26 protein-coding genes are annotated in these 26,921 nt (G+C 41.1%); 8 read left to right on the forward strand and 18 right to left on the reverse strand.

Annotated elements, in window-relative coordinates; translation table 11 throughout:
• Positions 1-55: 55 nt before the first annotated feature.
• Complete coding sequence (locus tag ABIS04_RS15900; protein ID WP_350431693.1) at positions 56-538, forward strand: TIGR02444 family protein; 483 nt, start codon at positions 56-58, stop codon at positions 536-538.
• Positions 539-888: 350 nt separating this feature from the next.
• Here ABIS04_RS15900 and ABIS04_RS15905 read toward each other — a convergent pair whose 3' ends face one another.
• Positions 889-2,478: a GMC family oxidoreductase gene (locus ABIS04_RS15905; RefSeq protein WP_137225516.1), complete on the reverse strand. Its 1,590-nt coding sequence runs from the start codon at positions 2,476-2,478 to the stop codon at positions 889-891.
• A 23-nt stretch (positions 2,479-2,501) separates the two neighbouring features.
• Positions 2,502-3,014: a TAT leader-containing periplasmic protein gene (locus ABIS04_RS15910; protein ID WP_140235121.1), complete on the reverse strand. Its 513-nt coding sequence runs from the start codon at positions 3,012-3,014 to the stop codon at positions 2,502-2,504.
• 111 nt (positions 3,015-3,125) lie between these two features.
• On the opposite strand from ABIS04_RS15910, the gene ABIS04_RS15915 reads away from it, so the two are divergent.
• The 3 genes from ABIS04_RS15915 (at position 3,126) to ABIS04_RS15925 (ending at position 5,430) form a co-directional block, all read left to right on the forward strand.
• Positions 3,126-4,139, forward strand: coding sequence for a hydrolase (locus ABIS04_RS15915; protein WP_137225512.1), 1,014 nt, complete (start codon positions 3,126-3,128; stop codon positions 4,137-4,139).
• A gap of 12 nt (positions 4,140-4,151) precedes the next feature.
• Positions 4,152-4,400, forward strand: a complete 249-nt coding sequence (locus tag ABIS04_RS15920) for a YheU family protein (RefSeq protein ID WP_350431694.1) — start codon at positions 4,152-4,154, stop codon at positions 4,398-4,400.
• A 133-nt stretch (positions 4,401-4,533) separates the two neighbouring features.
• The gene (locus tag ABIS04_RS15925; protein WP_137225508.1) at positions 4,534-5,430 is read left to right on the forward strand and encodes a phosphoribulokinase; all 897 of its coding nucleotides are present in this window, start codon (positions 4,534-4,536) and stop codon (positions 5,428-5,430) included.
• 196 nt (positions 5,431-5,626) lie between these two features.
• Here ABIS04_RS15925 and ABIS04_RS15930 read toward each other — a convergent pair whose 3' ends face one another.
• Positions 5,627-6,406, reverse strand: a complete 780-nt coding sequence (locus tag ABIS04_RS15930; protein ID WP_371833607.1) for a sel1 repeat family protein — start codon at positions 6,404-6,406, stop codon at positions 5,627-5,629.
• Between the two features lie 296 nt (positions 6,407-6,702).
• Between ABIS04_RS15930 and crp the strand changes: the two genes are divergently transcribed.
• The 4 genes from crp to ABIS04_RS15950 all read left to right on the forward strand — a co-directional run bounded on the left by crp (position 6,703) and on the right by ABIS04_RS15950 (position 9,798).
• A complete protein-coding gene (gene crp / locus ABIS04_RS15935) occupies positions 6,703-7,338 on the forward strand; it encodes a cAMP-activated global transcriptional regulator CRP (RefSeq protein ID WP_137225504.1) in 636 nt (211 codons plus the stop codon).
• Positions 7,339-7,455: 117 nt separating this feature from the next.
• Positions 7,456-7,812 (forward strand): hypothetical protein, encoded by a 357-nt coding sequence (locus tag ABIS04_RS15940; RefSeq protein ID WP_350431695.1) that lies wholly within the window; start codon positions 7,456-7,458, stop codon positions 7,810-7,812.
• A complete protein-coding gene (locus tag ABIS04_RS15945) occupies positions 7,793-8,467 on the forward strand; it encodes a response regulator transcription factor (protein ID WP_137225500.1) in 675 nt (224 codons plus the stop codon). The genes ABIS04_RS15940 and ABIS04_RS15945 overlap by 20 nt, the downstream gene beginning before the upstream one ends.
• Positions 8,464-9,798 carry an ATP-binding protein gene (locus tag ABIS04_RS15950; RefSeq protein ID WP_137225498.1) on the forward strand — a complete coding sequence of 445 codons (1,335 nt, stop codon included), beginning with the start codon at positions 8,464-8,466 and terminating at the stop codon, positions 9,796-9,798. Before ABIS04_RS15945 ends, ABIS04_RS15950 begins: the two co-directional genes overlap by 4 nt.
• Positions 9,799-9,868: 70 nt before the next feature.
• Here ABIS04_RS15950 and ABIS04_RS15955 read toward each other — a convergent pair whose 3' ends face one another.
• The 15 genes from ABIS04_RS15955 to hflX form a co-directional block, all read right to left on the reverse strand.
• Positions 9,869-10,669 (reverse strand): DUF1338 domain-containing protein, encoded by an 801-nt coding sequence (locus ABIS04_RS15955; RefSeq protein ID WP_350431696.1) that lies wholly within the window; start codon positions 10,667-10,669, stop codon positions 9,869-9,871.
• 68 nt (positions 10,670-10,737) lie between these two features.
• On the reverse strand, positions 10,738-12,198 hold the full coding sequence (gene astD, locus ABIS04_RS15960) for a succinylglutamate-semialdehyde dehydrogenase (protein WP_350431697.1): 1,461 nt from the start codon (positions 12,196-12,198) through the stop codon (positions 10,738-10,740).
• A 9-nt stretch (positions 12,199-12,207) separates the two neighbouring features.
• Entirely contained in the window at positions 12,208-13,227 is a 1,020-nt protein-coding gene (gene astA / locus ABIS04_RS15965; RefSeq protein ID WP_137225492.1) for an arginine N-succinyltransferase, read from the reverse strand.
• A gap of 115 nt (positions 13,228-13,342) precedes the next feature.
• Complete coding sequence (locus ABIS04_RS15970) at positions 13,343-14,560, reverse strand: aspartate aminotransferase family protein (RefSeq protein ID WP_350431698.1); 1,218 nt, start codon at positions 14,558-14,560, stop codon at positions 13,343-13,345.
• Positions 14,561-14,894: 334 nt separating this feature from the next.
• Complete coding sequence (locus tag ABIS04_RS15975) at positions 14,895-16,037, reverse strand: HDOD domain-containing protein (RefSeq protein ID WP_350431699.1); 1,143 nt, start codon at positions 16,035-16,037, stop codon at positions 14,895-14,897.
• 93 nt (positions 16,038-16,130) lie between these two features.
• Positions 16,131-18,620: a prolyl oligopeptidase family serine peptidase gene (locus ABIS04_RS15980; protein WP_350431700.1), complete on the reverse strand. Its 2,490-nt coding sequence runs from the start codon at positions 18,618-18,620 to the stop codon at positions 16,131-16,133.
• A gap of 127 nt (positions 18,621-18,747) precedes the next feature.
• Positions 18,748-19,317 carry an aminodeoxychorismate/anthranilate synthase component II gene (locus tag ABIS04_RS15985; protein WP_137225484.1) on the reverse strand — a complete coding sequence of 190 codons (570 nt, stop codon included), beginning with the start codon at positions 19,315-19,317 and terminating at the stop codon, positions 18,748-18,750.
• A 97-nt stretch (positions 19,318-19,414) separates the two neighbouring features.
• Positions 19,415-19,885 carry a ClpXP protease specificity-enhancing factor gene (locus ABIS04_RS15990; RefSeq protein WP_140235130.1) on the reverse strand — a complete coding sequence of 157 codons (471 nt, stop codon included), beginning with the start codon at positions 19,883-19,885 and terminating at the stop codon, positions 19,415-19,417.
• Positions 19,885-20,514 (reverse strand): stringent starvation protein SspA, encoded by a 630-nt coding sequence (gene sspA, locus ABIS04_RS15995; protein WP_137225480.1) that lies wholly within the window; start codon positions 20,512-20,514, stop codon positions 19,885-19,887. The genes ABIS04_RS15990 and sspA overlap by 1 nt, the downstream gene beginning before the upstream one ends.
• A 96-nt stretch (positions 20,515-20,610) precedes the next feature.
• Positions 20,611-21,309 carry a cytochrome c1 gene (locus ABIS04_RS16000; protein ID WP_140235131.1) on the reverse strand — a complete coding sequence of 233 codons (699 nt, stop codon included), beginning with the start codon at positions 21,307-21,309 and terminating at the stop codon, positions 20,611-20,613.
• Positions 21,309-22,523, reverse strand: a complete 1,215-nt coding sequence (locus tag ABIS04_RS16005) for a cytochrome bc complex cytochrome b subunit (protein WP_137225476.1) — start codon at positions 22,521-22,523, stop codon at positions 21,309-21,311. Before ABIS04_RS16005 ends, ABIS04_RS16000 begins: the two co-directional genes overlap by 1 nt.
• Complete coding sequence (gene petA / locus ABIS04_RS16010; protein ID WP_137225474.1) at positions 22,523-23,113, reverse strand: ubiquinol-cytochrome c reductase iron-sulfur subunit; 591 nt, start codon at positions 23,111-23,113, stop codon at positions 22,523-22,525. Before petA ends, ABIS04_RS16005 begins: the two co-directional genes overlap by 1 nt.
• 411 nt (positions 23,114-23,524) lie before the next feature.
• Positions 23,525-24,409: a protease modulator HflC gene (gene hflC / locus ABIS04_RS16015; RefSeq protein WP_137225472.1), complete on the reverse strand. Its 885-nt coding sequence runs from the start codon at positions 24,407-24,409 to the stop codon at positions 23,525-23,527.
• Positions 24,410-24,411: 2 nt separating this feature from the next.
• Positions 24,412-25,572 (reverse strand): FtsH protease activity modulator HflK, encoded by a 1,161-nt coding sequence (hflK, locus tag ABIS04_RS16020; RefSeq protein ID WP_137225470.1) that lies wholly within the window; start codon positions 25,570-25,572, stop codon positions 24,412-24,414.
• 33 nt (positions 25,573-25,605) lie between these two features.
• On the reverse strand, positions 25,606-26,913 hold the full coding sequence (hflX, locus tag ABIS04_RS16025) for a ribosome rescue GTPase HflX (RefSeq protein WP_350431702.1): 1,308 nt from the start codon (positions 26,911-26,913) through the stop codon (positions 25,606-25,608).
• Positions 26,914-26,921 lie beyond the last annotated feature (8 nt).

A 26,921-nucleotide genomic window follows, 5' to 3' on the forward strand; every position in this document is an offset into this window, starting at 1 on the left:
ATTTATTATTAATTATAGTGTCTATTAATAACATCGACACAGCAAAGGAAATGGTATGTCGCATTTTATTCATCACCAAATGTTTAGTCACACAATTTGGCATCATTGCGAGCAAAGTTATTCAATTAATCCTGAATTTTACATACGCTTACAAGACAGTTACCAAGTAAATATTAACATTTTATTATTAGCCCAATACCTTGATCAACAACATTACGTTTTGATGCAGCAGCACTGGGAAACATTAACCAGTGTAGTGGAAAAATGGGAAGCGAATGTGTTACAACCTTATCGACGATTACGTCGGATCACTAAGGTTCACTTAGCCAACGACGAGTATCAGAAAATGCTCGATGTTGAGTTAATTATGGAACGAAAATCTCAAAATATGCTGTTGCAAAAGTTGAATTTACTGGATGGTGAAACGGTTAACTCCGATCATTGTGGGCCTAGCAATATACAACACTACCTGAGCTTATTCGGCTTAAATGAAGCTATTATGACTGAGTTAAATCCGCAAGGTGTTATTAGTTTGTAATACACCATCACCGTTTATTCAGCAATTATCCACAGTCCATTAGAGTCACAGTAACATCCACCCATAATGGTATTTTATGACGATAAAATGGCTATCATTATTAGTTAATCTACAACATTAATTAACAAGTGGTTATGGAAAAATATAGCAGATACAGGCTATAAAGAATGGAGTTGCTTTCTGGCTCACAAGCGCTACCAAGATGACGGAGAAATAACTAACCATTCATCATTATGCTAGTCACATACATAATCAGTATTGGGACAAATGAGCTACCTATCTAATACCGACACATCCTCCTCAGTATCACTTGATATACCGACCATAGCCAGTATATCAAGTTAATTGAGTTAACTAGCTTGAGTTAGCTTCTCAGCTAATGCCGTCGCATTTCGTGCGACAATCCCATAAATAGACAATTGAGGGTTAGCCCCCAAACTGGTGGGAAATACCGAACCATCCATGACCGATAAATTTTCAAGATAATGAGAATGACCAAAGCCATCGACCATTGAAAGGGTTTTATCTTCACCCATTGCACAACCTCCCATCACATGGGCTGAGGCGACAATGGTTTTTAATAAACCTAAATCTGCGTTATTAATCGCCTGCTTCGCTTCACCCCACGAATTAAGAAAAGCCAAGCCATCATGCATTGGTAACACCTTTTTAGCGCCGGCAGCAAACTGCAGTTCCGCCATAGACAAAAATGCTCTGCGTGCACCATCCCAAAAACCTTGGTTTAACGGATAATCTAACGCAAAAGTGGTGTCGGTTAACCTTACCTGTCCACCAGGACATTGTTGATTGAAACCATCACGAATAAGCGCAATGGTGACCTGCATTTGGTTAAAATTAGCCATTAACTGTGCGTGGCTCACACCATAACCAATGGTTTTAGATGCGATCAGCACTGGATGTACAGGCGCAACTTCAAGCTTATAACCTAGATCGCCACTTGCACCATCACGCCAAACAAATTCATCTGAGTATATGGACTGCGGCGCACCACTGTGACCATTAATTTGTTCCGCAAAAATTCCGCCCGATAGCAATGACGGATGTAAAAACGTTTTACCTAATTGCTTATGCGGATCAGGGGTATTTGAACGCATTAAAATCGTCGGCGTATGAATAGCCCCTGCACTTAAAATATAATGCTTAGCGGTGAAGGTAATCTTAACTGACGTTGGTGCTAAACCTTCGGTTAATGCCTGAGCCGTTAAGCCAACAACTTGATCGCCTTTATGTTCAAGTTTGATTACCTTAGCCCGAGAAATCAGCGTTGCACCTTTATCTAATGCGGCAGGTATGGTGGTCACTAGCATTGATTGTTTGGCGTTAACAGGACACCCCATGCCGCAGTAACCGGTATTCCAACATCCTTTTACATTGCGTTTAATAACGGTGTAATCCCAACCTAACTTTTCGCAACCCTCTCGCAAAGCACCGTTATTACGGTTGGGCTCAAATTGCCACTGCTCAATATTGAGCCTCTGTTCCATTAGCTCAAACCAAGGTAGTAAATCTTGCGAAGACAAACCTTTTACCGACTTTTCTTGCTGCCAATAAGCTAAGGTTTGCTCGGGTGTTCTGATGGATGTGGTCCAATTGACTGTTGTTGAACCGCCCACAGTTCGGCCTTGAAATATACCCACGCCTTTATCTGCGGTTTTCATCGCCGCCGCTTGTTGGTACAAATTAGGATAAGCGTGACGTTCTTCCATATCAAAGTGAGTTGATGATTTAAGCGATCCACCTTCAATCATAATCACTTTTAAACCCGCTTCAGTGAGTATCTCTGCAGCGGTACCGCCACCTGCTCCAGTACCAACAATAACTACATCAGCGTCAAAGTGACGATCCATTTCTAAGGTACTGGCATCAATATGATGCCAGCCTGAGCTTAATCCGGTGATAATAGGATCAATAATGGCCAAGGGAGAGCTCCTTACATAAGGGATTAATGCGCGTTATGCACCAAGAAAGTGGGCTTTACATAGCGTAAATTGCCCCAATGTTCCGGACAGGCATAGTAACTTGCCATTATCAATTCACGTAATCCGTTATAAGCGGTTGTTAACATGTCCAAATAGTTATGACGCCAAAACTCTAACATGTCGATCAATTGCTGTGGTTCACGCATTAACAGCGGTGTCATACTGCCACTTAGCAACAATAAGCCAAAGCGTCCTTCAAGCAACTCCAGCAATTCCATCAACTCTTGTTGTTGCTCAATGGGTAAATGAGTTATTGATTGCGAAATCGCATCTAAAGTGCGATTAATCGCAATCTCTTTGTGGCTAGGCACTTCAGGTAATGCACCATCTAAGAACACTGGGATCAGTACACTAAACAAGACTCGGTGATGAATATCATCCATCGAATTGGTGACACTTGGCGAATACAAGTTAACACCTAGCGCGAGTGCCGCAGTTCCGACAAAAGCACCAGTAATAAAGGATCGTCGCTTCATTTACTTCCCTTTGAGTTTATTGTTGTCAGTATTTTTTATGTGGTAAAGTGGCACGACAAACATTTAAAAATACGTTTAAATTTCACAAACAATTGTAGAATTATTCCATTTATGAAAAAGCTGTTTACTCCGCCTTGGTGGGCTGCAAGTCCACATATCCAAACGATTCTACCATTGCTTTTCAAAGTAGCCAGACCAACAACATTTAGACAGCGACAAGAGTTACCTGACGGCGATTTCATCGATTTAGATTGGTTAGGCCAAGCTCAAAATGGTGAGCCTATCTTAGTGATTATTCATGGCCTTGAAGGTAACACAGAATCACATTATGCACGCAGAATGCTCATTGAAGCAAAAAAAGCCAAATTGTCTGCTGTTGTTCATCATCATCGAGGCTGCTCTGGTGAGCCAAATCGCCTAGCTCGCAGTTATCATAGCGGCGATGTTAACGATTTTGCATTTACCCTAGCACAACTAAAACACTATTATCCTGATTCACCTCTATATGCCGTTGGCTACAGTTTGGGCGGCAATGTATTGGCAAAATACCAAGGTAGCACCGAACGACACAGCCTACTTGAACGGGCTGTTGTGGTGTCTGCACCGCTCAAGTTAGCAGCATGTGCCAAACGCTTAGAAAGTGGCTTTTCAACTCACTATCAGCGATTCTTAATAAAGCGCTTACAACAGAAAATGCTCGATAAAATTAATACCCCAGAGTTGGCCGAGCAAATGCCTATCAGTAAAAGTCAGCTGAAAAAACTGGATACATTTTACTTGTTCGACGATAAAGTCACCGCGCCATTACACGGCTTTACTGACGTCAATGATTACTATCAGCAATCTAGTGGCCTTGCTTATTTACAACATATTACTAAGCCCACATTAGTGATCCACGCCAAAGATGATCCCTTTATGACTGATGATGTCATCCCAAATCAAGAGCAATTATCACCCATGGTTGAATATGAATTGCATGATTTTGGCGGGCATGTCGGGTTTATTGAAGGTGGATGGCCTTGGAAACCACGTTTTTACCTCGAACATCGTATTCTGGAGTTTATTCAACTTGCTGGAGCTACAGTATCCGAGTACGCCCCTCCATCTTCCCAGCGAGATCTTTAATAGGAATACACCATGCTTGTGCCATATGAAGCTTTACTGTCATTACCCCAAGAAACGCTGCAAGGTATCATAAAAGAATATTTATTATCGCAACTTGAAGACGGTAGTTTTAGTGATGCCGATCAGCAACAATTAGCTAGAGCAATGGAACAATGTAAGCTCGCACTAAAAAAAGGTGAGCTAGTGGTTGAGTTTAGTGAGGATGATGAGTCTATTGCGATACGACAACGCGAACATATTTCGCGTCCATCTGCCGACTAGTCGCAATAAAAAATGATATTATTTCGGCAAAATAATCACATTGTTACCTCTGAATAATTGACCGACGGGTGATAATTACCGTATAACTAGTGACTCGATTTTTTGCGTCCACAACATTACCTAGGCAAATAACATGTCAGCAAAACACCCTATTATTGCTGTAACTGGTTCATCCGGTGCTGGCACAACAACGACAACTACTGCCTTTACTCATATTTTTAGACAGCTAGGTATTACTGCAGCATTCGTTGAAGGTGACAGTTTTCATAATTTCACTCGCGCAGAAATGGAAGTATTAATTAGAAAGTCACAGGCTGAAAATCGTAATTTAAGTTATTTTGGTCCCGAAGCGAATAACTTCAAAAAACTCGAAGAATGTTTTACCAGTTACGGTGACACAGGTAATGGTCAGACTCGCAGTTATTTACATACATTCGACGAAGCCGTTCCATTCAACCAAATGCCAGGTACGTTCACCCAGTGGCGTGATTTACCTGAAAATACCGATATGCTGTATTACGAAGGACTACACGGTGGTGTGGTAACAGAAGACGCTGATGTGGCTAAACATATCGATCTTTTGATCGGCATGGTTCCGATAGTCAATTTAGAATGGATCCAGAAAATTATTCGCGATACCAATGATAGGGGTCATAGTCGTGAAAAAGTAATGGGTTCAATTGTGCGCAGCATGGACGATTATATTAAACACATGACGCCACAATTCTCACGGACACATATTAACTTTCAACGGGTTCCCACCGTAGATACCTCTAATCCTTTTAGTGCAAAAGACATTCCGAGCTTAGATGAAAGCTTTGTTGTAATCCGCTTTCGCGGTATTAACAATGTTGATTTCCCTTATTACCTTAATATGATCCAAGGCTCATTTATGTCACGGGTCAATACGCTGGTTGTGCCCGGAGGAAAAATGTCATTAGCGATGGAATTAATTTTGACTCCATTAATTAAAGACTTAATGGATAAACGTATCGAGTTGCAAAGTCTAGATGATATTAAGCTCGATTAAGCTTGATTTAAGTCAGAAAGACTAAGATAACCGCATCGTGATTTCAGGCGAAATAACGACAGTTGATGTGTTTAAAGTACTAATCCCCCTTCTCGATCTGTTAGTGCATTAAGCACATCAACGCAATCCAATACCCCGATACTCAAGCCAATATCAACTTTAATACCGTTAAGTGAACCTTAGCGTTTTATTGGCACTACATGAGTGGAATAATTTCTCGATAAGCTTGATTATTTTGGTACTGCTTCAAGCGTAAAATAAATTCATCACTGCGCGCAATCTCCGGTTTATTTCTCAACGCATCAATCGCTTTTTTCTGAGCATCAATAGCAGAAGTAAAATCACCTATTTCCGCATAGGCTGCAGCAAGGTTATCTAATACCGTTGGGTCATTTTGATTATGTTCAAGTAATTTTAACGAAATCGACAGCGCACGTGATCCATCACGATATTGAGCTTCAGGACATGTGGCTAATATCCAAGCTATATTACCCATTGATATTGCATCACCTGCAGCACTAAACTGCTCCATCGCTTTACCACAATTACGTATAACACCATCGCCACCAGCAGAATAAATAAACCCTAAACGAAAATGAGCCCATTTATCTCCTTGCTCAGTCATTTGCAGATACCATTTTTCTGCCAATGCTAAATCTCGTGGAAATAATTTACCTTCAAAAGATAAGTCTGCTAATGTTTGTTGCGCTTTGATATTTTGCTGCTGCGCGGCAAGATTAACCCAACTTAGCCCTTGTTTAGTATCTTGAGCAACATATCGCCCCGAAAGGTTCATTAACCCTAATAAAAATTGGGCATCTGCATCACCCTGCTTGGCTTTAATCTGAATATGAACCAGTTTAGTCGCTGCCAGAGATTGGCTCGAAGGGGGAATAACAAACGCACTGACAGGCAAACTTAGTCCACTCAATAGAGCAACACACACAATAACCCCGATTTGACTAAGTTTTTTCACGCAGACCTCGACAACTATTTATTATACTGATTAAATAACATTAGCTAACTCATGCAACCAATACAATAGACAAATAACATTAGCTATAATTCAATCTCAGTGATAATTAAACAAATTTACAAAAAAAGTCGACTTTCATCACAAACAAAATAAAATTAATCTAAAATTTAACAAGTTAATATACACTACGCACATCTTTAAATACGATCTCTATCAAAGTTTTCATCGTTTCAATAACGTAGAATCCTTAATTAGACATTACTTACTTTCATTTTTAATCAATCGAGGAATATCATATGGCTCTGATTGGTAAGCCAAAACCTGACCCAACATTAGAATGGTTTCTTTCACATTGTCACATTCATAAGTACCCAGCAAAAAGCACGTTAATTCACGCTGGCGAAGATTCTGATACTTTATATTATATCGTTAAAGGTTCGGTCGCAGTATTGATCAAAGATGAAGAAGGTAAAGAAATGATCCTTTCTTATCTGAATCAAGGCGACTTTATCGGTGAGCTTGGATTATTTGAAGAGCAATCTGAACGTACCGCTTGGGTTCGTGCTAAGCAAGCATGTGAAATTGCAGAAATTTCTTATAAGAAGTTTAAGCAACTCATTCAGGTAAATCCTGAGATCCTGATGAAACTTTCGGCGCAAATGGCCTATCGTTTACACAGTACTAGCCAAAAAGTAGGCGACTTAGCGTTTCTTGATGTCGCTGGCCGTATTGCACAAACGCTATTACACCTTGCCAAACAACCAGATGCGATGACACATCCTGACGGCATGCAAATTAAGATCACTCGTCAAGAGATTGGTCAAATTGTCGGTTGTTCACGTGAAACTGTTGGCCGTATTTTGAAAATGCTTGAAGAACAGAATTTGATCCAAGCACACGGTAAAACAATAGTGGTTTACGGCACACGCTAAATACGACTAAGGCTAAATGTTCAAACCTTGATCATAAAAGCTTCAGCTTGATTTAAGCCAAGATACTTAAAGTGGTGTTCATACTCTGAACGCCACTTTTTTTATTTTGGAGCGACCATGAATAGCTTGTTTTCTATGGCCATAAGCAGCTTAATGGCCATCACCATTAATCAACAAGAGATTCCTGTAAAAGAATTCCCTCTAGATCATGACAACGTCCAAAAATTAGTATCTTCTGGTAATATACCTTCATTAGATGATTATTTAGCGTGGGTGTCACAATATTGTGATGGTCACTTAATCGATGCGCAGCTATATCAAGATAAAGATAAAGACAAATGGCGCTATGATCTGCAATTTAAACTAACACATGGGCATGTTATTAATCTGCAATTAGATGCAGCCAATGGCATACAGGATTCATTGAATCAATTACCGAGCGAATGTACTAAACATGAAACTGTTACTCGTTGAAGATAATCCATTACTCGTTGCCGAGCTTGAAAAACAACTCAAGCAAGCTGGTTATATTACAGATGTCACAGACAAAGCTATTGAAGCAGATTATTTGATCAAAGAAACCGATTATGACTGTGTCATTTTAGATATAGGTTTACCAGACGGCAATGGCTTGTCACTGCTCACTCAATGGCGAGACCGCGGCATCACAACCCCGGTAATCATGTTGACGGCCCGAAGCCAGTGGCACCAAAAGGTTGAAGGCTTTAATGCTGGTGCTGATGATTACTTAGGTAAACCCTTTCACACTCAAGAGCTACTAGCGCGAATTCAAGCCCTTATTCACCGAGCTCATGGGCGAATTAATTCTTCCTCCAAACAATTATGCTATGCCGGGGTTAATTTAGACGAAAACGAGCAAAAAGTGACCGTCAATGAACACGTATATGAATTAACATCCATGGAGTTTCGATTACTGAAAATTTTCTTAATGTCGCCGAAAAAGCTGCTATCTAAACAGCAACTTACAGAGAAGCTTTATCAATTTGATGATGAAAAGGAAAGTAATGTTGTTGAAGTTTACGTAACCCATTTACGAAAAAAACTCGGTAAAACGGCTATCGAAACCCGTCGTGGCCAGGGTTATATTTTTCATGGCATTATTGAATGATCTCGATTCGTTTTAAATTGAGCTTATGGCTCAGTGGATTAGTCATCATTGCCACCCTCATAGGCTTATTTTTGTTTGAGTCAATGTTGCGAGATGCGTTTCACGACTCGATTATTAACCGCCTAGAAGAAGATTTAGAACACATTATTATCGCCACCCGACTTGATGAGGGTGAGTTGGTTATCGACCAAAGCCAATTATCCAGTTTCTACCGACCCGCCTATTCAGGACGATACTTTCAATTAAATTTACCTGACCGTACTATTCGCTCTCGCTCATTATGGGATGCAGAATTACAAATTGAGCCATTACAAGCGCAACAGAAGCGAGCTTGGCAAGCAAAAGGGCCTAGAAATAATGATATGCAGCTGTTATCCATTGGCATTGGAGCACCAAATAGTCACAACACAGCCACACTCACCGTTGCCCAGGATTTAAGCATTGGCCGACGAGTGTTTAGCGAAGTATTTGGTACTAAACTAGCAATCAATATTGGCATGTTATTGGCCATGATTACCGGTATTTTTATCATCTTACGTCAATCATTTAAACCTGTTAATCAAATCCAAGGTACGCTGGCTAAATTGCGCGAAGGTGAAATAGCCTCGTTAACAATCTCACAAATTCCAGCAGAAATCCGCCCGCTAGCAGAAACCTATAACGAGCTATTAGACTACACAGCCAAACAAATTGAACGCAGTCGCAATAACCTAGGCAATTTAAGTCATGGCTTAAAAACCCCATTAGCGGTGATGCAGCAGCAAGTGGAAGCGCTCGGACTCAGCCATCCTGATGCTGCAAGCGCAATGCAACAGCAATTAGATTTAGTTCATAAAATGATTGAACGTAAATTGGCCGCGGCACGGATCACCGGAGACATGTTACCCGCGGCGCAACTTGCAGTACCCAAGGATTTCGATGGATTAATCCAAACCCTTCATAAAGTGCATCACCAACGGGTTATTAATTGCAGCATCATTAATCCACAACAGATTAGCCGTATTCCGATTCATCGCGAAGATGGCATGGAATTATTTGGTAACCTACTCGATAACGCTTTCAAATGGGCACTAACACAGGTTAATGTCAGCATAGATTATTTACCTTCTGGTGGTATTCTTGTACAGATTGAAGATGATGGTAAAGGTGTAGAACAACAACAAATTGCATTACTCACCTCCCGAGGCACCCGATTAGATGAAGCGACAATGGGCCACGGATTGGGCTTATCGATTGTTAAGGAGATATGCGACCAATATGGCTTCGTATTGCAATTTAGTCGTAGCAAGTCATTACAAGGGCTTAATGTCAGCATTTTGATAAACCCCTGACCTTGGTATTCTATTCAGCTAATCGCACTCCATTTCGCCAATAGTCGACTACTCAGCCAATACTATTTTGTTACATCATTGCATTGGTGCTTTCAAAAATCTTGTCGGCTGATGCCGCAACAAAGCCAGTATAAAGCTGACCATTATCCATTGGATAACGACGGGCGAATTCGTAGAAACAACTAGGAATTTCAGCATCACCATCAGTAAACTTTACCATCACTTTATCAGCCATGGTAGAAGACTGCTCTAGCAATACTTCTGGCGAGCCTTTAATTTCACCACCTGAAGCATTTAAGACAAAACCAGCATCTTTCAAAGCTTGGTTAACGTCTTCAATGCGTTCAAACTGAGGCAGATCATTAATAGAAACGGTAAAGTGATTAGCACGATATCCTAATGCTGCAACCCATGCTGCGTACTCACTCTCGGCAAGCAATGATTGGTAGGTCGCTTTATCTAAATCCCAATGACGCCCAGAATAAATAAAATTATCTGCCGTGGTTGCCGCAACATCCACTTGTTCAATTAAACCATGAATGCTCTTTTGCAACTCAGGGCTAAATTCTTCTACTAACAACTCAGAGATAAACACCTTCGGCTGCTTTGGATCCGGATGCTCAAAGTGCTTGGCTATCAGTTTTTTCTGTTCAAACTTATAATCGCCACTATCGACATAACCGATAGAAGTGAAATGCTTAGCCAATACGCTTAAATTCACCTTAGCGATATTAAAGGTACGCAAGGCGATATGGTCATTGATGATTGGCGCGCCATGACCTAATAGTTGATGAATTTTCGCTGCTGAAGGCGTCATCTGAATGTAGTCTTTCCATAAGGCGGCAAATAAAGTATTAACGTTAGTATGCATGGTTAAATCCTTCTAAAATAATGTTGGCAACTTCTGTCACCAACATGATCACCCGATAAACTTATCGGTTAAATTGATAAACCAGGGCTTAAAGTAGCAGGCAAACTCACAGAGTCGGCTTCCATTGAAGCAACTGGATAAGCGCAGTAATCAGCAGCATAAAATGCACTTGCACGATGATTACCCGATGCACCAACACCACCAAATGGTGCCGCACCTGACGCGCCAGTGATTTGCTTATTCCAATTAACAATACCAGCACGAATGCGCGCTAAGAAGTAATCGTAATCTTCACGACTATCCGCTAATAAACCAGCAGATAAACCATAACGAGTCGCATTAGCTAAATGAATGGCCTGATCAAAATCGCGGTAACGAACTAACTGCAATAATGGACCAAAATATTCTTCATCTGGTAATTCAGCGACTTTGGTGACATCAATTAAGCCTGGAGACACTAAACCCGTACCAGCTTCAACTTGCACTAACTCAACTAAAGAAACGCCACCTAATGACTGAAGCGTCGCTTGTGCCGCAACCATTCCACGCGCTGCAGTTTCAGAAATCATCGAGCCCATAAATGGCTGTGGTTGCGCGTTCCAAGCACCTACTTTGATTTGTTTAACCGCACGAACCAACTCTGCAATTAACGCATCGCCTTGAACGCCTTCTTCAATATATAAACGACGGGCACAAGTACAACGCTGTCCAGACGAGATATAAGCAGACTGAATAATGTCATGTACCGCAGCTTTAGTATCGGTAACGCCTTTAACGATAAGCGGATTATTGCCGCCCATTTCTAAGGCCAAAATTTTACCCGGATGCCCCGCATATTGTTGATGTAAAATATGCCCAGTACGTGAACTACCAGTAAAGAACAAGCCGTCAATTTGTGGGTGTGATGCTAACGCTTTACCTGTTTCGACTTCACCTTGCACTAAGTTAACCACACCTTGTGGTAAACCAGCTTTGTCCCAACACTTCAGCATTAACTCAGCCACTTTAGGCGTTAACTCTGATGGCTTAAATACCACGGTGTTACCAGCAAGTAATGCTGGCACTATGTGTCCATTGGGTAAGTGTCCTGGAAAGTTATATGGGCCAAATACCGCAACTACACCATGAGGTTTATGGCGCAGCACAGCGCGTCCTGCAGGTAAATCATTCGTTTCAGTACCGGTACGTTTGTCGTGAGCTTTTGCTGACAATGCTATCTTGCCAATCATAGCGCCCACTTCAGTGGCCGTTTCCCACTGTGGCTTACCAGTTTCTTGAGCGATGGTTTCTGCTATCTCGGCTTTATTAGCTTCTAGTTGTGCGCGATAAGCTTCAACAATGGCTAAGCGGGCTTCATATCCCAACATAAACCAATCAAACTGCGCCGCACGAGCGGCATCAACCGCCGCATTCACTTGAATCGCGGTCGCGGTGTTACCTTGCCAAATTACGTCACCATTGGCAGGGTTTTTTGAGTTAATTTCATGACCTTCGCCAGCTAACCACTGACCTTGAATATATTGTGTCATTTCTTGCTCCTACATTGCTAAAACACGAATTTGCTCACCTTCAGCAACCATAAGAGCGGTCGCGATTTCAGGGCTAAGCACAACATTATCGTGTTCATCAGAGACCAACAATTTAGCCGCCGATGCACGATAATCAGCAAGCGAGGTGTTGGAAATAATAAAGTGGTGATCGCCATGTGGCATTTTGCCAATACTGACCGTGAGCAAACGACTCTTTTTTACTGAGCGAATATCACCGATTGAACATTCAACCGTTGGACCACCATCAAAAATATCGACATAGTTGCGGAATTTAAACCCTTCCGCCTCCAGTAAACGTAATGCTGGCTTAGTATTCTTATGGACTTCACCAATCACTTTTTGAGCTTTTTTAGGCAACATACACACGTAAACAGGGTTACGTGGCATCATTTCTGCCATAAAAGATTTCTTACCTAAACCGGATAAGTAATCGGCTTCAACAAAATCGATGCCTAAAAAATGATGTTGTAACCATTCATAAAAAGGTGAGTCACCATGTTCATCACTCACACCACGCATCTCCGCAATCACAGTTTTCCCGAAGCGTTCAGGATGTTGAGCCAATAATAAAAAACGCGATCGCGACAGCATGCGACCATTATTACCTTTACGATAACCGTCTTTTAAAAACAGAGTGCACACTTCTGCTGCACCTGTGTAGTCATGGCATAATGTCAGGGTTTCAACTTCATTGCGGACAGAGATTTGTTGAGAATGATAGACTTCTGTACCTAATCGATAATGATAAAAAGCATCGTTCATACCGACAGCAGCTTCAATACCACAAGTACCGACAACTTCACCGGTTTTCATATCTTCAAGCACCATCAAATACCCTTCATCGAAAGGTTTATCTACATGCTTAGTGAAAGATGCTTCTGCCCTAGCAATCTTTGAACGCAGTAACTCTTCGTTAACTGGTAAAGATGTAAAACCGTGGCCTGACTCAACTGCGATAACATAAAGTGCATCGTAATCACTTGCACGGATAGGACGTATGATTAACATCTTAATCTCCTCATTGCGCCACAAAAGAACTGCGCTGGAAATCTTTCCGCGCATATTCACTTTGTTGGCGAACCCAAACAAATAAGTGCAAGCTTGGCTAGCACTTATTTGTTAATTAACCCGCTACCACTTTTGCAACTGCACGTTCAAAACGCAGTAAGCCTTCAGCGATATCAGCTTCTGGGATAACCAATGAAGGAGCAAAACGCACTACGTTTGCGCCGGCCATCAAACTCATTAAGCCTTCTGCGATAGAAGCAACCAAAAACTCACGACTACGACCTTCATATTGTTCATTTAATACCGCGCCAATTAATAATCCTTTACCGCGCACCTCACTAAACACATGATATTTGGCATTAATTGCCGCTAAACCATCACGGAATAGCTGTTCACGATGCTTAACACCGTCTAATACTTCTTTGGTGTTTACCACGTCCATTACCGCATTCGCTACAGCACAAGCTAGTGGGTTACCGCCATAAGTTGAACCATGAGTACCAATTTTTAAATGAGCAGCAATTTTTGCCGTTGTTAACATTGCTGCAATAGGGAAGCCACCACCTAACGCTTTAGCGCTAGTTAAAATATCTGGCACAATATCAGTACCCATGTAAGCAAATAGCTCACCAGTACGGCCTACACCTGTTTGTACTTCGTCAAAAATCACTAGTGCGTCGTGCTTATCGGCTAAACGACGTACCGCTTTTAAGAACTCAGGATCACCATTGATAATTCCGCCTTCACCTTGAAGAGGTTCAAGCATAATGGCGCAAGTTTTGTCTGAAATTACCGCTTCAAGTGCAGCTATATCATTAAATGGCACATGCGTAATACTTTGTGGCTTAGGGCCAAAACCGTCAGAATAAGCAGCTTGTCCGCCAACCGTTACAGTAAAGAATGTACGACCATGGAAAGCTTTATCAAATGCGATGATTTGATCTTTATCTGCACCATGGTTATCAAGTGCATAACGGCGAGCCAATTTTAATGCAGCTTCGTTCGCTTCAGCCCCTGAGTTGGCAAAATAGACACGTTCAGCAAATGTGGCATTAACTAATTTTGTGGCTAATTCGAGTGCTGGCTCGTTGGTCATGACGTTTGATAGATGCCATAACTTTTCGCCCTGCTCTTTTAATGCAGACACTAAAGCTGGATGACAATGACCTAAACAATTTACTGCAATGCCACCTGCAAAATCGATGAATTCTTTACCTTCTTGATCCCACACTCGGCTACCAGCACCACGAACAGGAATAACTGCAGCGGGCGCATAATTAGGCACCATAACTTTATCAAATTGACCACGGGTTAAATTCATTTCTACACTCATTGCATTTTATCCTTCAGGTTGTAAACGGCTTAGAAGCCGCTGTTTCCGCTGTTTGCTTTATATTCTGTAAGTGCGTTAGCGGAAGTTTGTATAATTTATGCGACATTATTAGCGAAAATGTGATCAAAATACCAGTTCAGTAAAATTAACTTCTGCAGGCTTGATTGGCATTATGCATAAAGATTGAAAAATATGACTAAAACAAGCGTTTATCAGGGGGGTATTGAACATAAATAGTCATAAAAAAAGTTATCCCACCGCCATTTGTGTAACTATTCACTAAAAGTGAATAAATACACGTTTTTAACATTTGTCATTACGATAAAAATCGTACTTAAAGTAAATCTAATTTACGAAAGTTTTGCCCTTTTAGCCGTATTAATTCTTGCTCTGAAAATTGATAATAATCAAACATGATTCGTTTTTCTTGTGGATCGATTTGTTGTTGCTCTTCTAGTAGAAGCACTTTGGCATAACAACTTGCCTTAGCCACCATGGCAGCATCCACAGACAACTCTGTAAAAAGGTAGTTTTGATCTAATTCTTTTAACACCTGAGTAATCGGTGAATCATCAAATTTAAGTAAACTTAACAGTTGCCAATTTAAACAATGGCTATGCTGCATTACTTGCTCTAATACCGCTTGAGCAGGAAAGTCCGTAGCCAGAATAGCATCGTACACTTGTTTATCTCGACCGTGACTGGCTTCACTTAGCCAAGTCCCCTTGATTTTATCAAAAATATGGCCACTTTGGCTGAGTATAATAGAGGAAGCAAATTGGTACATTAAGGCACAGATATACACCAAGTTCGGGTCTTTATTTTGTAACTTAGCTAAGGCTTGCGCTGCGATGGCACTTATCATGCTATACCGCCATAACTTACGGGTGACCCAAAATAAGTTTGCATTATCTGAAGGTAGCCAGTGACGTAGACAAAAATAGGGGATCAGTAAGCGCAAATTTTCAATACCAATATAGTTTAAACCCAACTTAATATCAGTGACTTGAACGTCGGCATGGTTAGGACGAAGGTGAACAGACGTTGGATTATTGATTAAATTTATTAAATCTCGTGATAGCCAGCTAATACTTTCTATAATCGGTCGTAAGCGGTTGATATTAACATCCGGCTCTAATAACAGATCAAGCAGTAAAATTTGGCTTTCACTGCTTCCCGATGTATCTAAAATCATTTGTGGATAAGTTAAGGTATTTTCAATTGTACAGTTAACCGTATTCGTTAATTGAGCCGATACATCGAGATACACACTATTTTCGTTAGTTTGCTTCTCAATGCGCCGCTTTAATGCTTTACGCTCAATATCAAGCTTATTAGCGTTATCTTCTAGCTCCAGGTTCAATTCATCAGGCATAGCACAAGCTTTGTGCTTACCGACAATCAGTTGGTTATAGAGACGGCGTTCAATCTCGATAACTTTACCTGGTCTAACTCCACCCGCTATTGATATTGCCACTCATGTTGCCTTTTGCTGTTTCAATCACTTAATAATAAAAATTAAGGCTTCTCAAAGGAAGCCTTAATACCTATTTTTTGAACCTAACGCTGACTATTTCAGTTCTTGTTCAAACAACTTATAAATCCGACGGTATTGATCTAACCAACTTGAAGGTTGCTTAAATCCATGTGGCTCAACTGGGTAGATAGCCGTTTCAAACATCGGTTTTTCTAACTCTATCAGGCGCTGCACCATACGAACACTATCTTGGAAAAATACATTGTCATCTAACACACCACTCATGATCAGCAATGGTTTTTGTAACCCTTGAGCATGTTCTATTGGTGAGCTACGCTCATAGGCAATAGGATCAACGTCAGGCGTATTTAAAATATTAGAGGTATATGGGGCATTATAATGTGCCCAATCTGCTACTGGGCGTAATGCGGCTCCTGCTTGGAATAACTCAGGCTCATTAAATAGCGCCATAAAGGTGAGGAATCCACCATATGAACCACCATAGGTACCAACACGTTTGTTATTAACATTAGCATTTTTAGCCATCCAAGCCACACCATCTTTTAAATCTTCAACTTCGGGATGACCCATATTACGATAAATGGATGTACGCCAATCACGCCCATAGCCTTTTGAACCTCGATAATCCATGTCCATCACCACATAACCTTGTTGGGTAAGTAGGTTATTAAACATAAACTCTCGGAAATAACCCGAAAATCCATAATGGGCATTTTGTAAATAACCCGCACCATGATTAAACACTACAGCAGGATATTTATCAGCTTGCTTAGCATCGTACCCTTGCGGCAAATAAACTCGAGCATAGATTTTTCCCGCGCCATGGCTTGACGGAATCGTGACTATCTGCGGAGCTTGCCAAGGGTATTGTGTAAACTCTGGACTTGTGTAGTTAGTTAACTGGGTTATTTCCCCGCCAATAGGCTGAACATATAACTCATCTGGGTGTAGGGTCGATGAGGCAGTCAACAGCAGTGATTGTCCATCAGGACTTAAACTGTAATCCAATGTGCCTAACCACTGAGTCAATTGCTCTGTTTTACCATTAGCAATCTCAACACGGTAAACATTGTAACTACCGGGATGGTCCTTATTGGCACGATAATAAAGGTATTTAGCATCTGGGGATAAGGTCACACTATCAACCACATATTGACCATTAGTTAAAGCGGTTACTTCACCGGCGGCAGTTTTGGTATATAACTGTGAAAAACCAGACTCTTCAGATAAGTAGTACATGCTATCTGTACCCGCTATCCAACCAAATTGGTTATAATTATAGTTAACCCAGGCGTCGTCATGTAGACGGTGTTCGGTTATCAGTTTACCTTTTTTTAAATCAACACTCGCAATCCAACGATCTTTATTATCAACAGCTTCAAGCATTATCAATAGTTTGTCGTCGGTACTATTCCACTGGATAGCACTTTGGTTCCATTCCCAATCCTGTATTAATTGGATTAAACGCGGCGATTTTTCACTTTTATATGTTTTGCCTTCCGCTTTAGCATTTTCAGCTTTAACACTCGCTAACACATCTTGATCAAAACCGGTTAATCCTTCAATAGTAATGTCTTTTTTACTGTGTTCTACAAGGTCAAGTAATACTAATCGTTGACCAGGGAATACATCTTCAGCAACACGAGAACGCGCCGGTACAGGCTCGACATAACCATCTTGGCCTAAATAGTTAGGCATAATGTCGTGTTCTGAGCGCCAATCATAATTCTTATCGGTTAACGCTAATACTACGTAGCGTCCATCTGGCGACAAACTCATTTCAGAAACAACTTCGGCATCGCCTAAATACCAAGGTCTAGCTGAAAAAGTGGGGTCTTCTTTAGCCAACGAATCTCGATACTCATCTCGAGCAAGGCTGTTCTCATGTTGCATGGCAACATATTGAGTGAGTCTCTGTTGTTGCTTGGCAATAAAACTACTTGGATCAGCAATACCTTTGGGTTCGTTGGCCATTTGAATAGCAGCAATTTGTTCTATTAACCCACTAGAATTGTGTAGACGGAAAATATTATTACCTTGCCAAAAAGCAAGGTCTCCATCGTTTAGGAAACTTACGCCATTAATCGGATCATTTTGTCGGGTAATTTGCTTTATCTCACCGCTTGATAAGTCTTTTACAAATACGTTGCCTTGATAAATATAGGCTTTTTGAGTCTTTGCCTGATTGAATACACCATTGCGCTGATCGGCGAGGTGCAACTGATTGAGCGCAAGTTTGTTTGCTGCAGGCTGACTGATGGCTTGCTGATAAAAATCACGGACCGGAGATTGATGTGCTTGGCGGCTAAAATAAACTGACTGACTGTCATCACTCCAATAGGCGCCTTGAGCAAATATTCCCATCCAATCTGGATTGGCCATAATTTGATTAAGTGTCAACGGCTGTTGCGCTTTTGGAGGTTGTGCTAATGTCGCGGTCAATGTTGTTGCACTCGGCGTTGCGATAACCATTGTATCGTCATGTTTGGCCGTGGCAGCACAGCCACTTATCATTGCCAAAGAAAGTGCGCTCACCGCAAAGTTTCGCATAAAGCTTGTCATGGTTATCCCTTTTATTATTTTAAGCGTTATTTATAGCACAAATAGACGCGAGAATTTAGCCAGATTAGTTGCAGAAGTTGTAACAGAATAAATAATAATGAACTTGAATAAGTACTCTTTCTATAGGTTATAAATGCAAGAAGTTATCCAGTAGTTCATGACCTTGTTGGGTCAAAATAGATTCAGGATGAAACTGAACGCTGAATATACGTAACTTATTATGACTCATTGCCATAATTTCACGACCGTGAATAGGATCATCAAACCAAGCATCAAGTGTAAACTCATTTGGCACCTGGTGAACCAACAAAGAATGGTAGCGAGTGACTTGCAGAGGTAAAGCCAATTGCGTAAACAATCCCTGTTGATTATGTTCAATCAAACTGGTTTTACCATGCATAACCCGTTTGGCACGCACAACCTCAACACCATAAACTTGGGCTATCGCTTGATGGCCCAAACACACACCCAAAATGGGAATTTTACCCGCAAAATACTTAATGGCAGCAAGCGAAATACCGGCTTCATTTGGTGTACATGGGCCTGGAGAAATTATTAAATGCGTGGGAGCGAGCTTTTCAATTTGTTCAATGGTGATTTCATCATTACGTTTTACCAAAACTTCTTGTCCAAGAGTCTGAAAATACTGGACTAAGTTAAACGTAAAAGAATCATAATTATCAATCATCAACAACATTATGGTTTCCATTTCCGCTATAAACGTTTGTAATAGATCAATTTTAGATTAAAAAAAACCAGCCTTGCGACTGGTTTTATGTAATGACCACTAACCGCTATTTCACCACAGTTAAATGGTTTTTACGCTTAGCTTTATCATCAGGATTGGTTGATTTAGGCGATGACGGTACTGTTGATGTATCATCAACAGACTTCATTGACGGTGGGACAGATGATAACTCATCTTGTTCACTTTCAATCATATACGCATCTTCCATATCAAATACCGTACCAGCACCGTTTTCACGAGCATATATCGCCACGATAGATGACATTGGTAAATACACATTTTGTGGTACACCACCAAAACGTGCATTAAATTCGACAGAATCATTAGTCATATGAAGATTAGCCACAGCTCCAGTAGCAATATTCAAGACGATTTGACCGTCTTTAACAAATTGCTGTGGAACTTGCGTACCATTAACAAATGCATCCACTACTACGTGTGGCGTCAAATGGTTATCCATCAACCACTCATAGTAAGCGCGCAACAAATATGGACGATTAGGTGTTATTGGTTTCATTACATGCCCATGCGCATTTCGCGCTCAGCCTCAGTTAACGATGCCTTAAATGATTCACGTTCAAAAATACGTGTCATGTAAGCACTGATATCTTTAGTTGTACGAGGATCCAAGTGAATACCTAAAACCGGTAGACGCCATAATAATGGGCCTAAATAGCAATCAGATAAACCAAATTCTTCGCTCATGAAGTACGGCATTTCAGCAAATACTGGTGCTAAAGCAATTAAACTTTCAGTTAATTCTTTACGCGCTGCATCAGCTTTTTCACCTTTACGGATACGCTCAACAAGCGAATACCAATCGGTGTCAATTCTGTGCATCATTAAACGGCTTTGGCCACGTGATACTGGGTATACAGGCATTAGTGGAGGATGTGGAAAACGTTCATCCAAATATTCCATAATAATACGTGATTCGTATAATACTAGTTCACGATCGACCAAAGTCGGTACTGAATTGTATGGATTTACTTCAAGTAAATCTTCAGGCATTTCACTTGGGTCAACCTGTAAAACATCAACGGTAACCCCTTTTTCAGCCAATACGATACGTACTTGGTGACTATATAAATCATCGGCACCAGAAAAAAGTGTCATGATAGAGCGCTTGTTGGCAGCAACAGCCATTGATACCCTCCAGAATCTTAAAAAAAACAAAACAAACGAGGGGCTAAGCCCCCCGTTTACAATATGCGGATAATGTATAATAACCGTTATTGATAGCTAGTGTACATCTTTCCAGTATTCTTTCTTCAATAAATAAGCAATGATGAAGAAAATAAACAAGAATCCAAGTACCCACCAACCTAAAGCTTCACGTTCTAATTGAACTGGTTCAGCCGAATAAACTAAGAACCCCGTGAGATCACGAACCGCTTGGTCATATTCTTCTGCATTCATAGTCCCGCCAGTAGTGACATAACTTCCATCTGCTTGTTCTACTGCAAGACCTTGTAAGTCTTGTAAAACATGCGGCATACCCACTGAAGGGAATACATGGTTATTGACACCAAATGGACGAGTCTCGTCTGCATAGAAACCTTTTAGGTAAGAAAATACCCAATCAGCGCCACGCACACGAGCAACCAACGTTAAATCAGGAGGCGCAGCGCCAAACCATTTAGCCGCATCTGGAGTAGGAATAGCGTTTTCCATCAAATCACCGATTTTAGCATCGGTGAACATGTACTTATTACGCATATCATCTGTAGAGATGCCTAAATCAGTTGCAACACGCTCATAGCGTTGGTATTGAGTGCTGTGACAACCAGAGCAATAATGTTGAAACAAATCAACACCACGCTCTAATGACGCATTATCATGCAAGTCAACGTTAGCACTTTCTAAGTGAACATTATGTCCACTCGCTGCCATTGCGAGAGATGGCAGCAATGTAACTAATGCAATTAATAACTTTTTCATTAGTGTGTCACCCTCGTTGGTACTTCTTTTGTTTTCTCATTTTTACTGTAGAACCATAAGGCTACAAAGAAAGCAAAATAAGTGAAAGTACAAATACGTGCCAAAATAGTTAACTCAGGCGTTGCAGGAACCACACCTAAATAACCTAAAATAATGAACGACACAGTGAATTGTGCAATGTTGATCTTGTGGATCATGCTGCGGTAGCGAATAGACTTCACTTTACAACGGTCGAGCCAAGGCAGAACAAACAACACTGCAATAGAAAGACCCATACCAATAACACCCACTAACTTATCTGGGATAGCACGTAAAATGGCATAAAAAGGTGTGAAGTACCAAACCGGCGCAATGTGTTCAGGGGTCTTCATTGAGTTAGCCGCTTCAAAATTTGGCTTTTCAAGGAAGTAACCGCCGCCTTCAGGCATAAAGAACAACACATAACAGAACACGATTAAGAAACCTGCTACACCCATAATATCTTTTACGGTGTAATAAGGGTGGAATGGAATACCATCAATAGGCCATCCGTTCTCATCTTTGTTCTTTTTAATCTCAACACCATCTGGGTTATTCGAACCAACTTCATGCAAGGCAATAAGGTGCAAGAACACCAACACAACCAATACAAGCGGTAGCGCAATAACATGTAATGCGAAGAAGCGGTTTAGCGTTGCGCCAGAAATAACGTAATCACCACGGATCCACAATGTTAGGTCATCACCAATAACGGGAATGGCACCAAACAAAGAAATAATTACCTGTGCGCCCCAGTAAGACATTTGTCCCCAAGGCAGTAAGTAACCCATGAATGCTTCAGCCATCAGCACAAGGAATATCAACATACCAAATAGCCATAATAGCTCTCTTGGTTTTTGATAAGAACCGTAAATTAGTCCACGGAACATGTGCATATAGATCACAAAGAAAAACGCCGATGCACCGGTAGAGTGCATATAACGTAGTAACCAACCGTAATCAACATCACGCATGATGTACTCAACAGAGGCAAAGGCGCCTTCTGCTGTAGGTACGTAATTCATGGTTAACCAAATACCTGTCAGTAATTGGTTAACTAATACTAAAAGCGCTAATGAACCAAAGAAATACCAAAAGTTAAAGTTCTTTGGTGTTGCATACTGACCCACGTGACGATTATACGTAACCGTCATTGGGATGCGTGCATCAATCCAATCAATAATATTCTTAACCATTACGCCGCTCCTGTATCATCACCGATGATTACATTAACATCATCGATATATTTGTGCGGTGGGATCACTAAGTTTAGAGGTGCTGGAACACCCTGGAATACACGACCAGCCATGTCAAATTTAGAACCATGACAAGGACAGAAGAAACCAGATGTTACACCTTCAACCTGTTCACCGAATGAATCAGGCAGATAGGTTGGAGAACAACCTAAGTGCGTACAAATACCCACAGCAATGAAGAATTCAGGCTTAATAGAACGCGCAGGATTAGTTGCATATTCTGGTTGCTGCATCTCTTCTGAAGCAGGATCGCGCAATTGGCTGTCTAATGTTTTAAGATTATTGAGTACAGCTTCTGTACGACGCACTACCCAAACCGGTTTTCCGCGCCATTCGACACGAATTAACTGACCTGGTTCTACTTTACTAATATTTACTTCGACCGGCGCACCTGCAGCTTTCGCCTTGGCGCTCGGATTCCATGACTTGATGAAAGGAACCGCTACAGCGACGGCACCAGCACCACCTACTACGGCGGTTGCGGCTGTCAGGAATCTGCGACGTCCGGTATCGACTGGCGCATTGCTCATCCACTTATCTCCCAGAGGGTGTTGGAATTTTTATATTTCAATACTTTAGCGACCAAAATGGTAAAACGCTAAATTCATAGTTTGAGGCGGTGCTCATTATAGCGAAAAATTAGAACTAGATCATAGTGAAAACACACATCTATGTTGAGGATATTAACATTTTTTTCAAAACTGCATAATAATCAACCACCTTTTAACAATTAGTGGCCACTTAATTAGCAAAAAAAATACTATAAATCCATTTAGAACAATATATTATTAAATATTAATAATGAAAAACAGTTCAAATAATTACAGTTGTTATTGATCAACTGTTTTTTAGAAAACTGAATTCATACTCGTTGAATTGAATTACAGGCACAAAAAAGCTCGGCAAATACCGAGCTTTTTTAGACAAAACAAATATTAGCGTTATTTACCGCTAGATGATTTCATATATTTAAAGAAATCACCTTCAGGCTCTAACACCATAATGTCACTTTTGCCGGCAAAACTTTCTTTATAGGCTTCTAAACTACGTAAAAAACTATAAAACTCAGGATCTTTACTGTAAGTATCAGCATAAATCTTTGCCGCAAGTGCATCACCTTCACCTCGAACGGTAAGGGCTTTACGTTCAGCTTCAGCAATCTTAACCGTCACATTGGCATCAATGGTCGCACGGATAATTTCAGCTTGTTCTTTACCTTGCGCACGATGCTCTTTCGCCACAGCTTGACGTTCAGCACGCATACGTTGATAAATACTGTTACTGACGTTAGCAGGTAAATTAATTTGCTTAACGCGAACATCAACCACTTCAATACCGAGGTTCTCAGCACTTTCAGATGCATTTTCTAATGCGTCCGTTTGCAATTCATCGCGTTTACCAGAAACAATTTCCTTGATAGTACGACGACCAAACTCAGTACGTAAATCGTTATTGATTTTGGCTTGCAACAAGCTTTCTGCATTGGCTTTAATACCGCCATTAGTAGAAAGATAGTACTTTTCAAAATCTCTAATACGCCATTTTACATATGAGTCGACCATTAAGTCTTTCTTTTCAGAAGTCACAAAACGATCCGCAGCACCATCCAATGTTTGGATACGAGCATCCAAATATCGAACTTTATCAACAACAGGCAATTTGAAGTGTAAACCAGGCGCGAATACTCTTGTTTTGACACCATCGTCTTGTTTAAGAACCTTACCGAAACGGGCTACAATTGCACGCTCGCCTTCGTTTACCACCATTAAAGATGAAAAACCAATTCCTAATATGACCACCAAAATGATCAGAGCAAATCTACCCATAATTAGTTCCTCCCTTGACGAAGACGATCTTCGCGGCTGAGACGACCATCAGTCGACATGCTAGTTATTGGAGTGTTAACACCAATAGTTGATACTGAATTGACGTGTGGATCGACCTCTGGTGTGGCTTGATTACGTAAACTCTTAGAAGAATCTATCAACTTATCCAAAGGTAAATACATCAAATTACCGCTATTCTTGGTATCAATGAGTACTTTATTGGTATCAGCCAACACTGACTGCATCGCATCAATATACAAACGATTACGGGTCACATCAGGTGCGGCTTTATACTCAGGTAATAATTTCTCAAATCGAGAAACTTTACCTTTCGCTTCAAGAACCTCACGCTGTTTATAAGCACTAGCTTGTTGTGACATTCGTTCAACTGTACCACGCGCTTTGGGTTCGATTTCGCGAGCATAAGCTTCCGCTTCACGAATAAAGCGCTGTTCATCTTCCTGAGCAGAGATTGCATCATCAAATGCATCTTTGACTTCTTCAGGAGGGCGAGCGGGTAAAAAGTTAACATCGCGAATTTGTAAGCCTATTTTATACGGCTCAATAATACGCTCTAACTCAGTCCAAGTATCACGGCGAATAGCGTCACGCCCGGTGGTTAAAATGTCATCCATGCGATTGTGACCAATCACATAACGCAATGCACTGTCGGTTGCTTCACGCAAACTTGAGTTGGCATCTACCGAGCTGAATAAGTACGAATACGCGTCAGATACACTATATTGAACCACGAGTTCAACTTTGACGACGTTTTCATCAGAGGTCAGCATACTGCCTGAAGCAGGAACTGAACGGAACGTTTCCACGTCAACAGTAGTCACTTCATCAATAAAAGTGGCTTTCCAATGTAAACCGGAACTCACTTCACCAATATGTTGACCAAAACGGAGTAACACTCCACGCTCAGCTTCTTTGACCGTGTATAAACCAGACAATGCCCAAATAATTAGGGCAATAACGGCAATCACAATCAATAATGATGAATTAAATGGTTGACCTGAGGCGCCACTGCCCCCCTTGCCACCAAAACGTTTTGATAGGTTACGAAATACTTCGTCGAGATCTGGTGGCCCTTTATCATTACCACCTTTATTTCCCCAAGGGTCTTTGTTTCCCTTGTTACCGGGCTCATTCCAAGCCATTTAGCACTCCATAATTGGATGAAATAAATGAGATTAACAAGTGACGTCTACTTCTGAAGGTTCAAAAATAAATGCCTCTAATTCCCCCTGACTCTGTTTAGCTAATCGGCGCCAATTGGCATCCGATAAACGAACAGACAAAATACAGTTCCCCAGATCGTCATACTCTTTCTGCTGTATTGCATCCAGTCGATAAAACTGGCCAAGATAATGTCCTGCTGATGCAGGTATTTTCAATGTAAGCTCGCGAATCACTTCACCGATTAATTCGGTTATAGCATTAAGCAGCAAATCAAATCCAATGCGTTTTTGCGCAGAGACCCAAACCCTCTCAGGTTTACCGTCTTCACCGTAATCGATACGGGGCGCGAAATCTTCAAGTAAATCAATTTTATTACATACTACTAATTGTGGGATTTCATCTGCATCAATTTCTTTAAGTACAAGTTGTACTTGGTCAAAATTTTCTGTCATATTTTCATCTGCACAATCAACAACATGTAAAAGAATCTCAGCTTGTCGAGTTTCTTGTAATGTGGCTTTAAAGGCCGCGACTAAGTCATGAGGTAAATGACGAATAAACCCCACTGTATCAGCTAAAATTACCGCACCATCTGGTAACGATAATTTACGCAGTGTTGGGTCTAGTGTTGCGAACAACTGATCGGCAGCATAAACGTCCGATGACGTTAGCGAATTAAATAATGTCGATTTGCCCGCATTAGTATAACCCACTAAAGACACAGTCGATAAATCACTGCGCTTACGAGCTCGGCGACTTTGTTCACGTTGCTTATCAACTTTATCAAGGCGGCGGTTAATGTTCTTAATCCGGCCTCGTAATAAACGTCGGTCTGTTTCAAGCTGAGTTTCACCCGGCCCGCGCATCCCGATACCACCCTTTTGTCGCTCTAAATGAGTCCAACCACGAATTAGGCGTGTCGACATGTGGCGCAATTGCGCTAGCTCCACTTGCAACTTACCTTCATGTGTTCTCGCTCGTTGAGCAAAAATATCAAGGATCAACGTAGTTCGATCTAACACTCGACACTGACATATTACTTCAAGGTTACGCTCTTGAGCAGGACTTAATGCATGATTAAAAATCACCACATTGGCTTCAGTAGCGGCAACCATGGCAGCAAGTTCTTCTGCTTTGCCTGTACCAATAAAAAACTTACGATCCGGTGAGCGTCGACTACCAGTAATCACCCCTACAGAGCGAGCACCAGCGGATTCAACTAACAACTGTAATTCAGTAAGATCTTCTCGACGATCTTCGTCAGAAAAGTCTATATGAACTAATACAGCTGTTTCACCTGCTTCATAACGATCAAACAAAAAGTATA

This window comes from Shewanella sp. H8 (genome assembly GCF_040285065.1).
GTDB classification, from domain to species: Bacteria; Pseudomonadota; Gammaproteobacteria; order Enterobacterales; family Shewanellaceae; genus Shewanella; species Shewanella polaris.

Excerpts from the sequence above, each read along its gene's own strand:
- ABIS04_RS15900 (WP_350431693.1), top strand. The coding sequence starts at position 56 with ATGTCGCATTTTATTCATCACCAAATGTTTAGTCACACAATTTGGCAT.
- ABIS04_RS15910 (WP_140235121.1), bottom strand. The coding sequence starts at position 3,014 with ATGAAGCGACGATCCTTTATTACTGGTGCTTTTGTCGGAACTGCGGCA.
- ABIS04_RS15915 (WP_137225512.1), top strand. The coding sequence starts at position 3,126 with ATGAAAAAGCTGTTTACTCCGCCTTGGTGGGCTGCAAGTCCACATATC.
- ABIS04_RS15920 (WP_350431694.1), top strand. The coding sequence starts at position 4,152 with ATGCTTGTGCCATATGAAGCTTTACTGTCATTACCCCAAGAAACGCTG.
- ABIS04_RS15925 (WP_137225508.1), top strand. The coding sequence starts at position 4,534 with ATGTCAGCAAAACACCCTATTATTGCTGTAACTGGTTCATCCGGTGCT.
- crp (WP_137225504.1), top strand. The coding sequence starts at position 6,703 with ATGGCTCTGATTGGTAAGCCAAAACCTGACCCAACATTAGAATGGTTT.
- ABIS04_RS15940 (WP_350431695.1), top strand. The coding sequence starts at position 7,456 with ATGAATAGCTTGTTTTCTATGGCCATAAGCAGCTTAATGGCCATCACC.
- ABIS04_RS15945 (WP_137225500.1), top strand. The coding sequence starts at position 7,793 with ATGAAACTGTTACTCGTTGAAGATAATCCATTACTCGTTGCCGAGCTT.
- ABIS04_RS15950 (WP_137225498.1), top strand. The coding sequence starts at position 8,464 with ATGATCTCGATTCGTTTTAAATTGAGCTTATGGCTCAGTGGATTAGTC.
- ABIS04_RS15955 (WP_350431696.1), bottom strand. The coding sequence starts at position 10,669 with ATGCATACTAACGTTAATACTTTATTTGCCGCCTTATGGAAAGACTAC.
- astD (WP_350431697.1), bottom strand. The coding sequence starts at position 12,198 with ATGACACAATATATTCAAGGTCAGTGGTTAGCTGGCGAAGGTCATGAA.
- astA (WP_137225492.1), bottom strand. The coding sequence starts at position 13,227 with ATGTTAATCATACGTCCTATCCGTGCAAGTGATTACGATGCACTTTAT.
- ABIS04_RS15970 (WP_350431698.1), bottom strand. The coding sequence starts at position 14,560 with ATGAGTGTAGAAATGAATTTAACCCGTGGTCAATTTGATAAAGTTATG.
- ABIS04_RS15980 (WP_350431700.1), bottom strand. The coding sequence starts at position 18,620 with ATGACAAGCTTTATGCGAAACTTTGCGGTGAGCGCACTTTCTTTGGCA.
- ABIS04_RS15985 (WP_137225484.1), bottom strand. The coding sequence starts at position 19,317 with ATGTTGTTGATGATTGATAATTATGATTCTTTTACGTTTAACTTAGTC.
- ABIS04_RS15990 (WP_140235130.1), bottom strand. The coding sequence starts at position 19,885 with ATGAAACCAATAACACCTAATCGTCCATATTTGTTGCGCGCTTACTAT.
- sspA (WP_137225480.1), bottom strand. The coding sequence starts at position 20,514 with ATGGCTGTTGCTGCCAACAAGCGCTCTATCATGACACTTTTTTCTGGT.
- ABIS04_RS16000 (WP_140235131.1), bottom strand. The coding sequence starts at position 21,309 with ATGAAAAAGTTATTAATTGCATTAGTTACATTGCTGCCATCTCTCGCA.
- ABIS04_RS16005 (WP_137225476.1), bottom strand. The coding sequence starts at position 22,523 with ATGGTTAAGAATATTATTGATTGGATTGATGCACGCATCCCAATGACG.
- petA (WP_137225474.1), bottom strand. The coding sequence starts at position 23,113 with ATGAGCAATGCGCCAGTCGATACCGGACGTCGCAGATTCCTGACAGCC.
- hflC (WP_137225472.1), bottom strand. The coding sequence starts at position 24,409 with ATGGGTAGATTTGCTCTGATCATTTTGGTGGTCATATTAGGAATTGGT.
- hflK (WP_137225470.1), bottom strand. The coding sequence starts at position 25,572 with ATGGCTTGGAATGAGCCCGGTAACAAGGGAAACAAAGACCCTTGGGGA.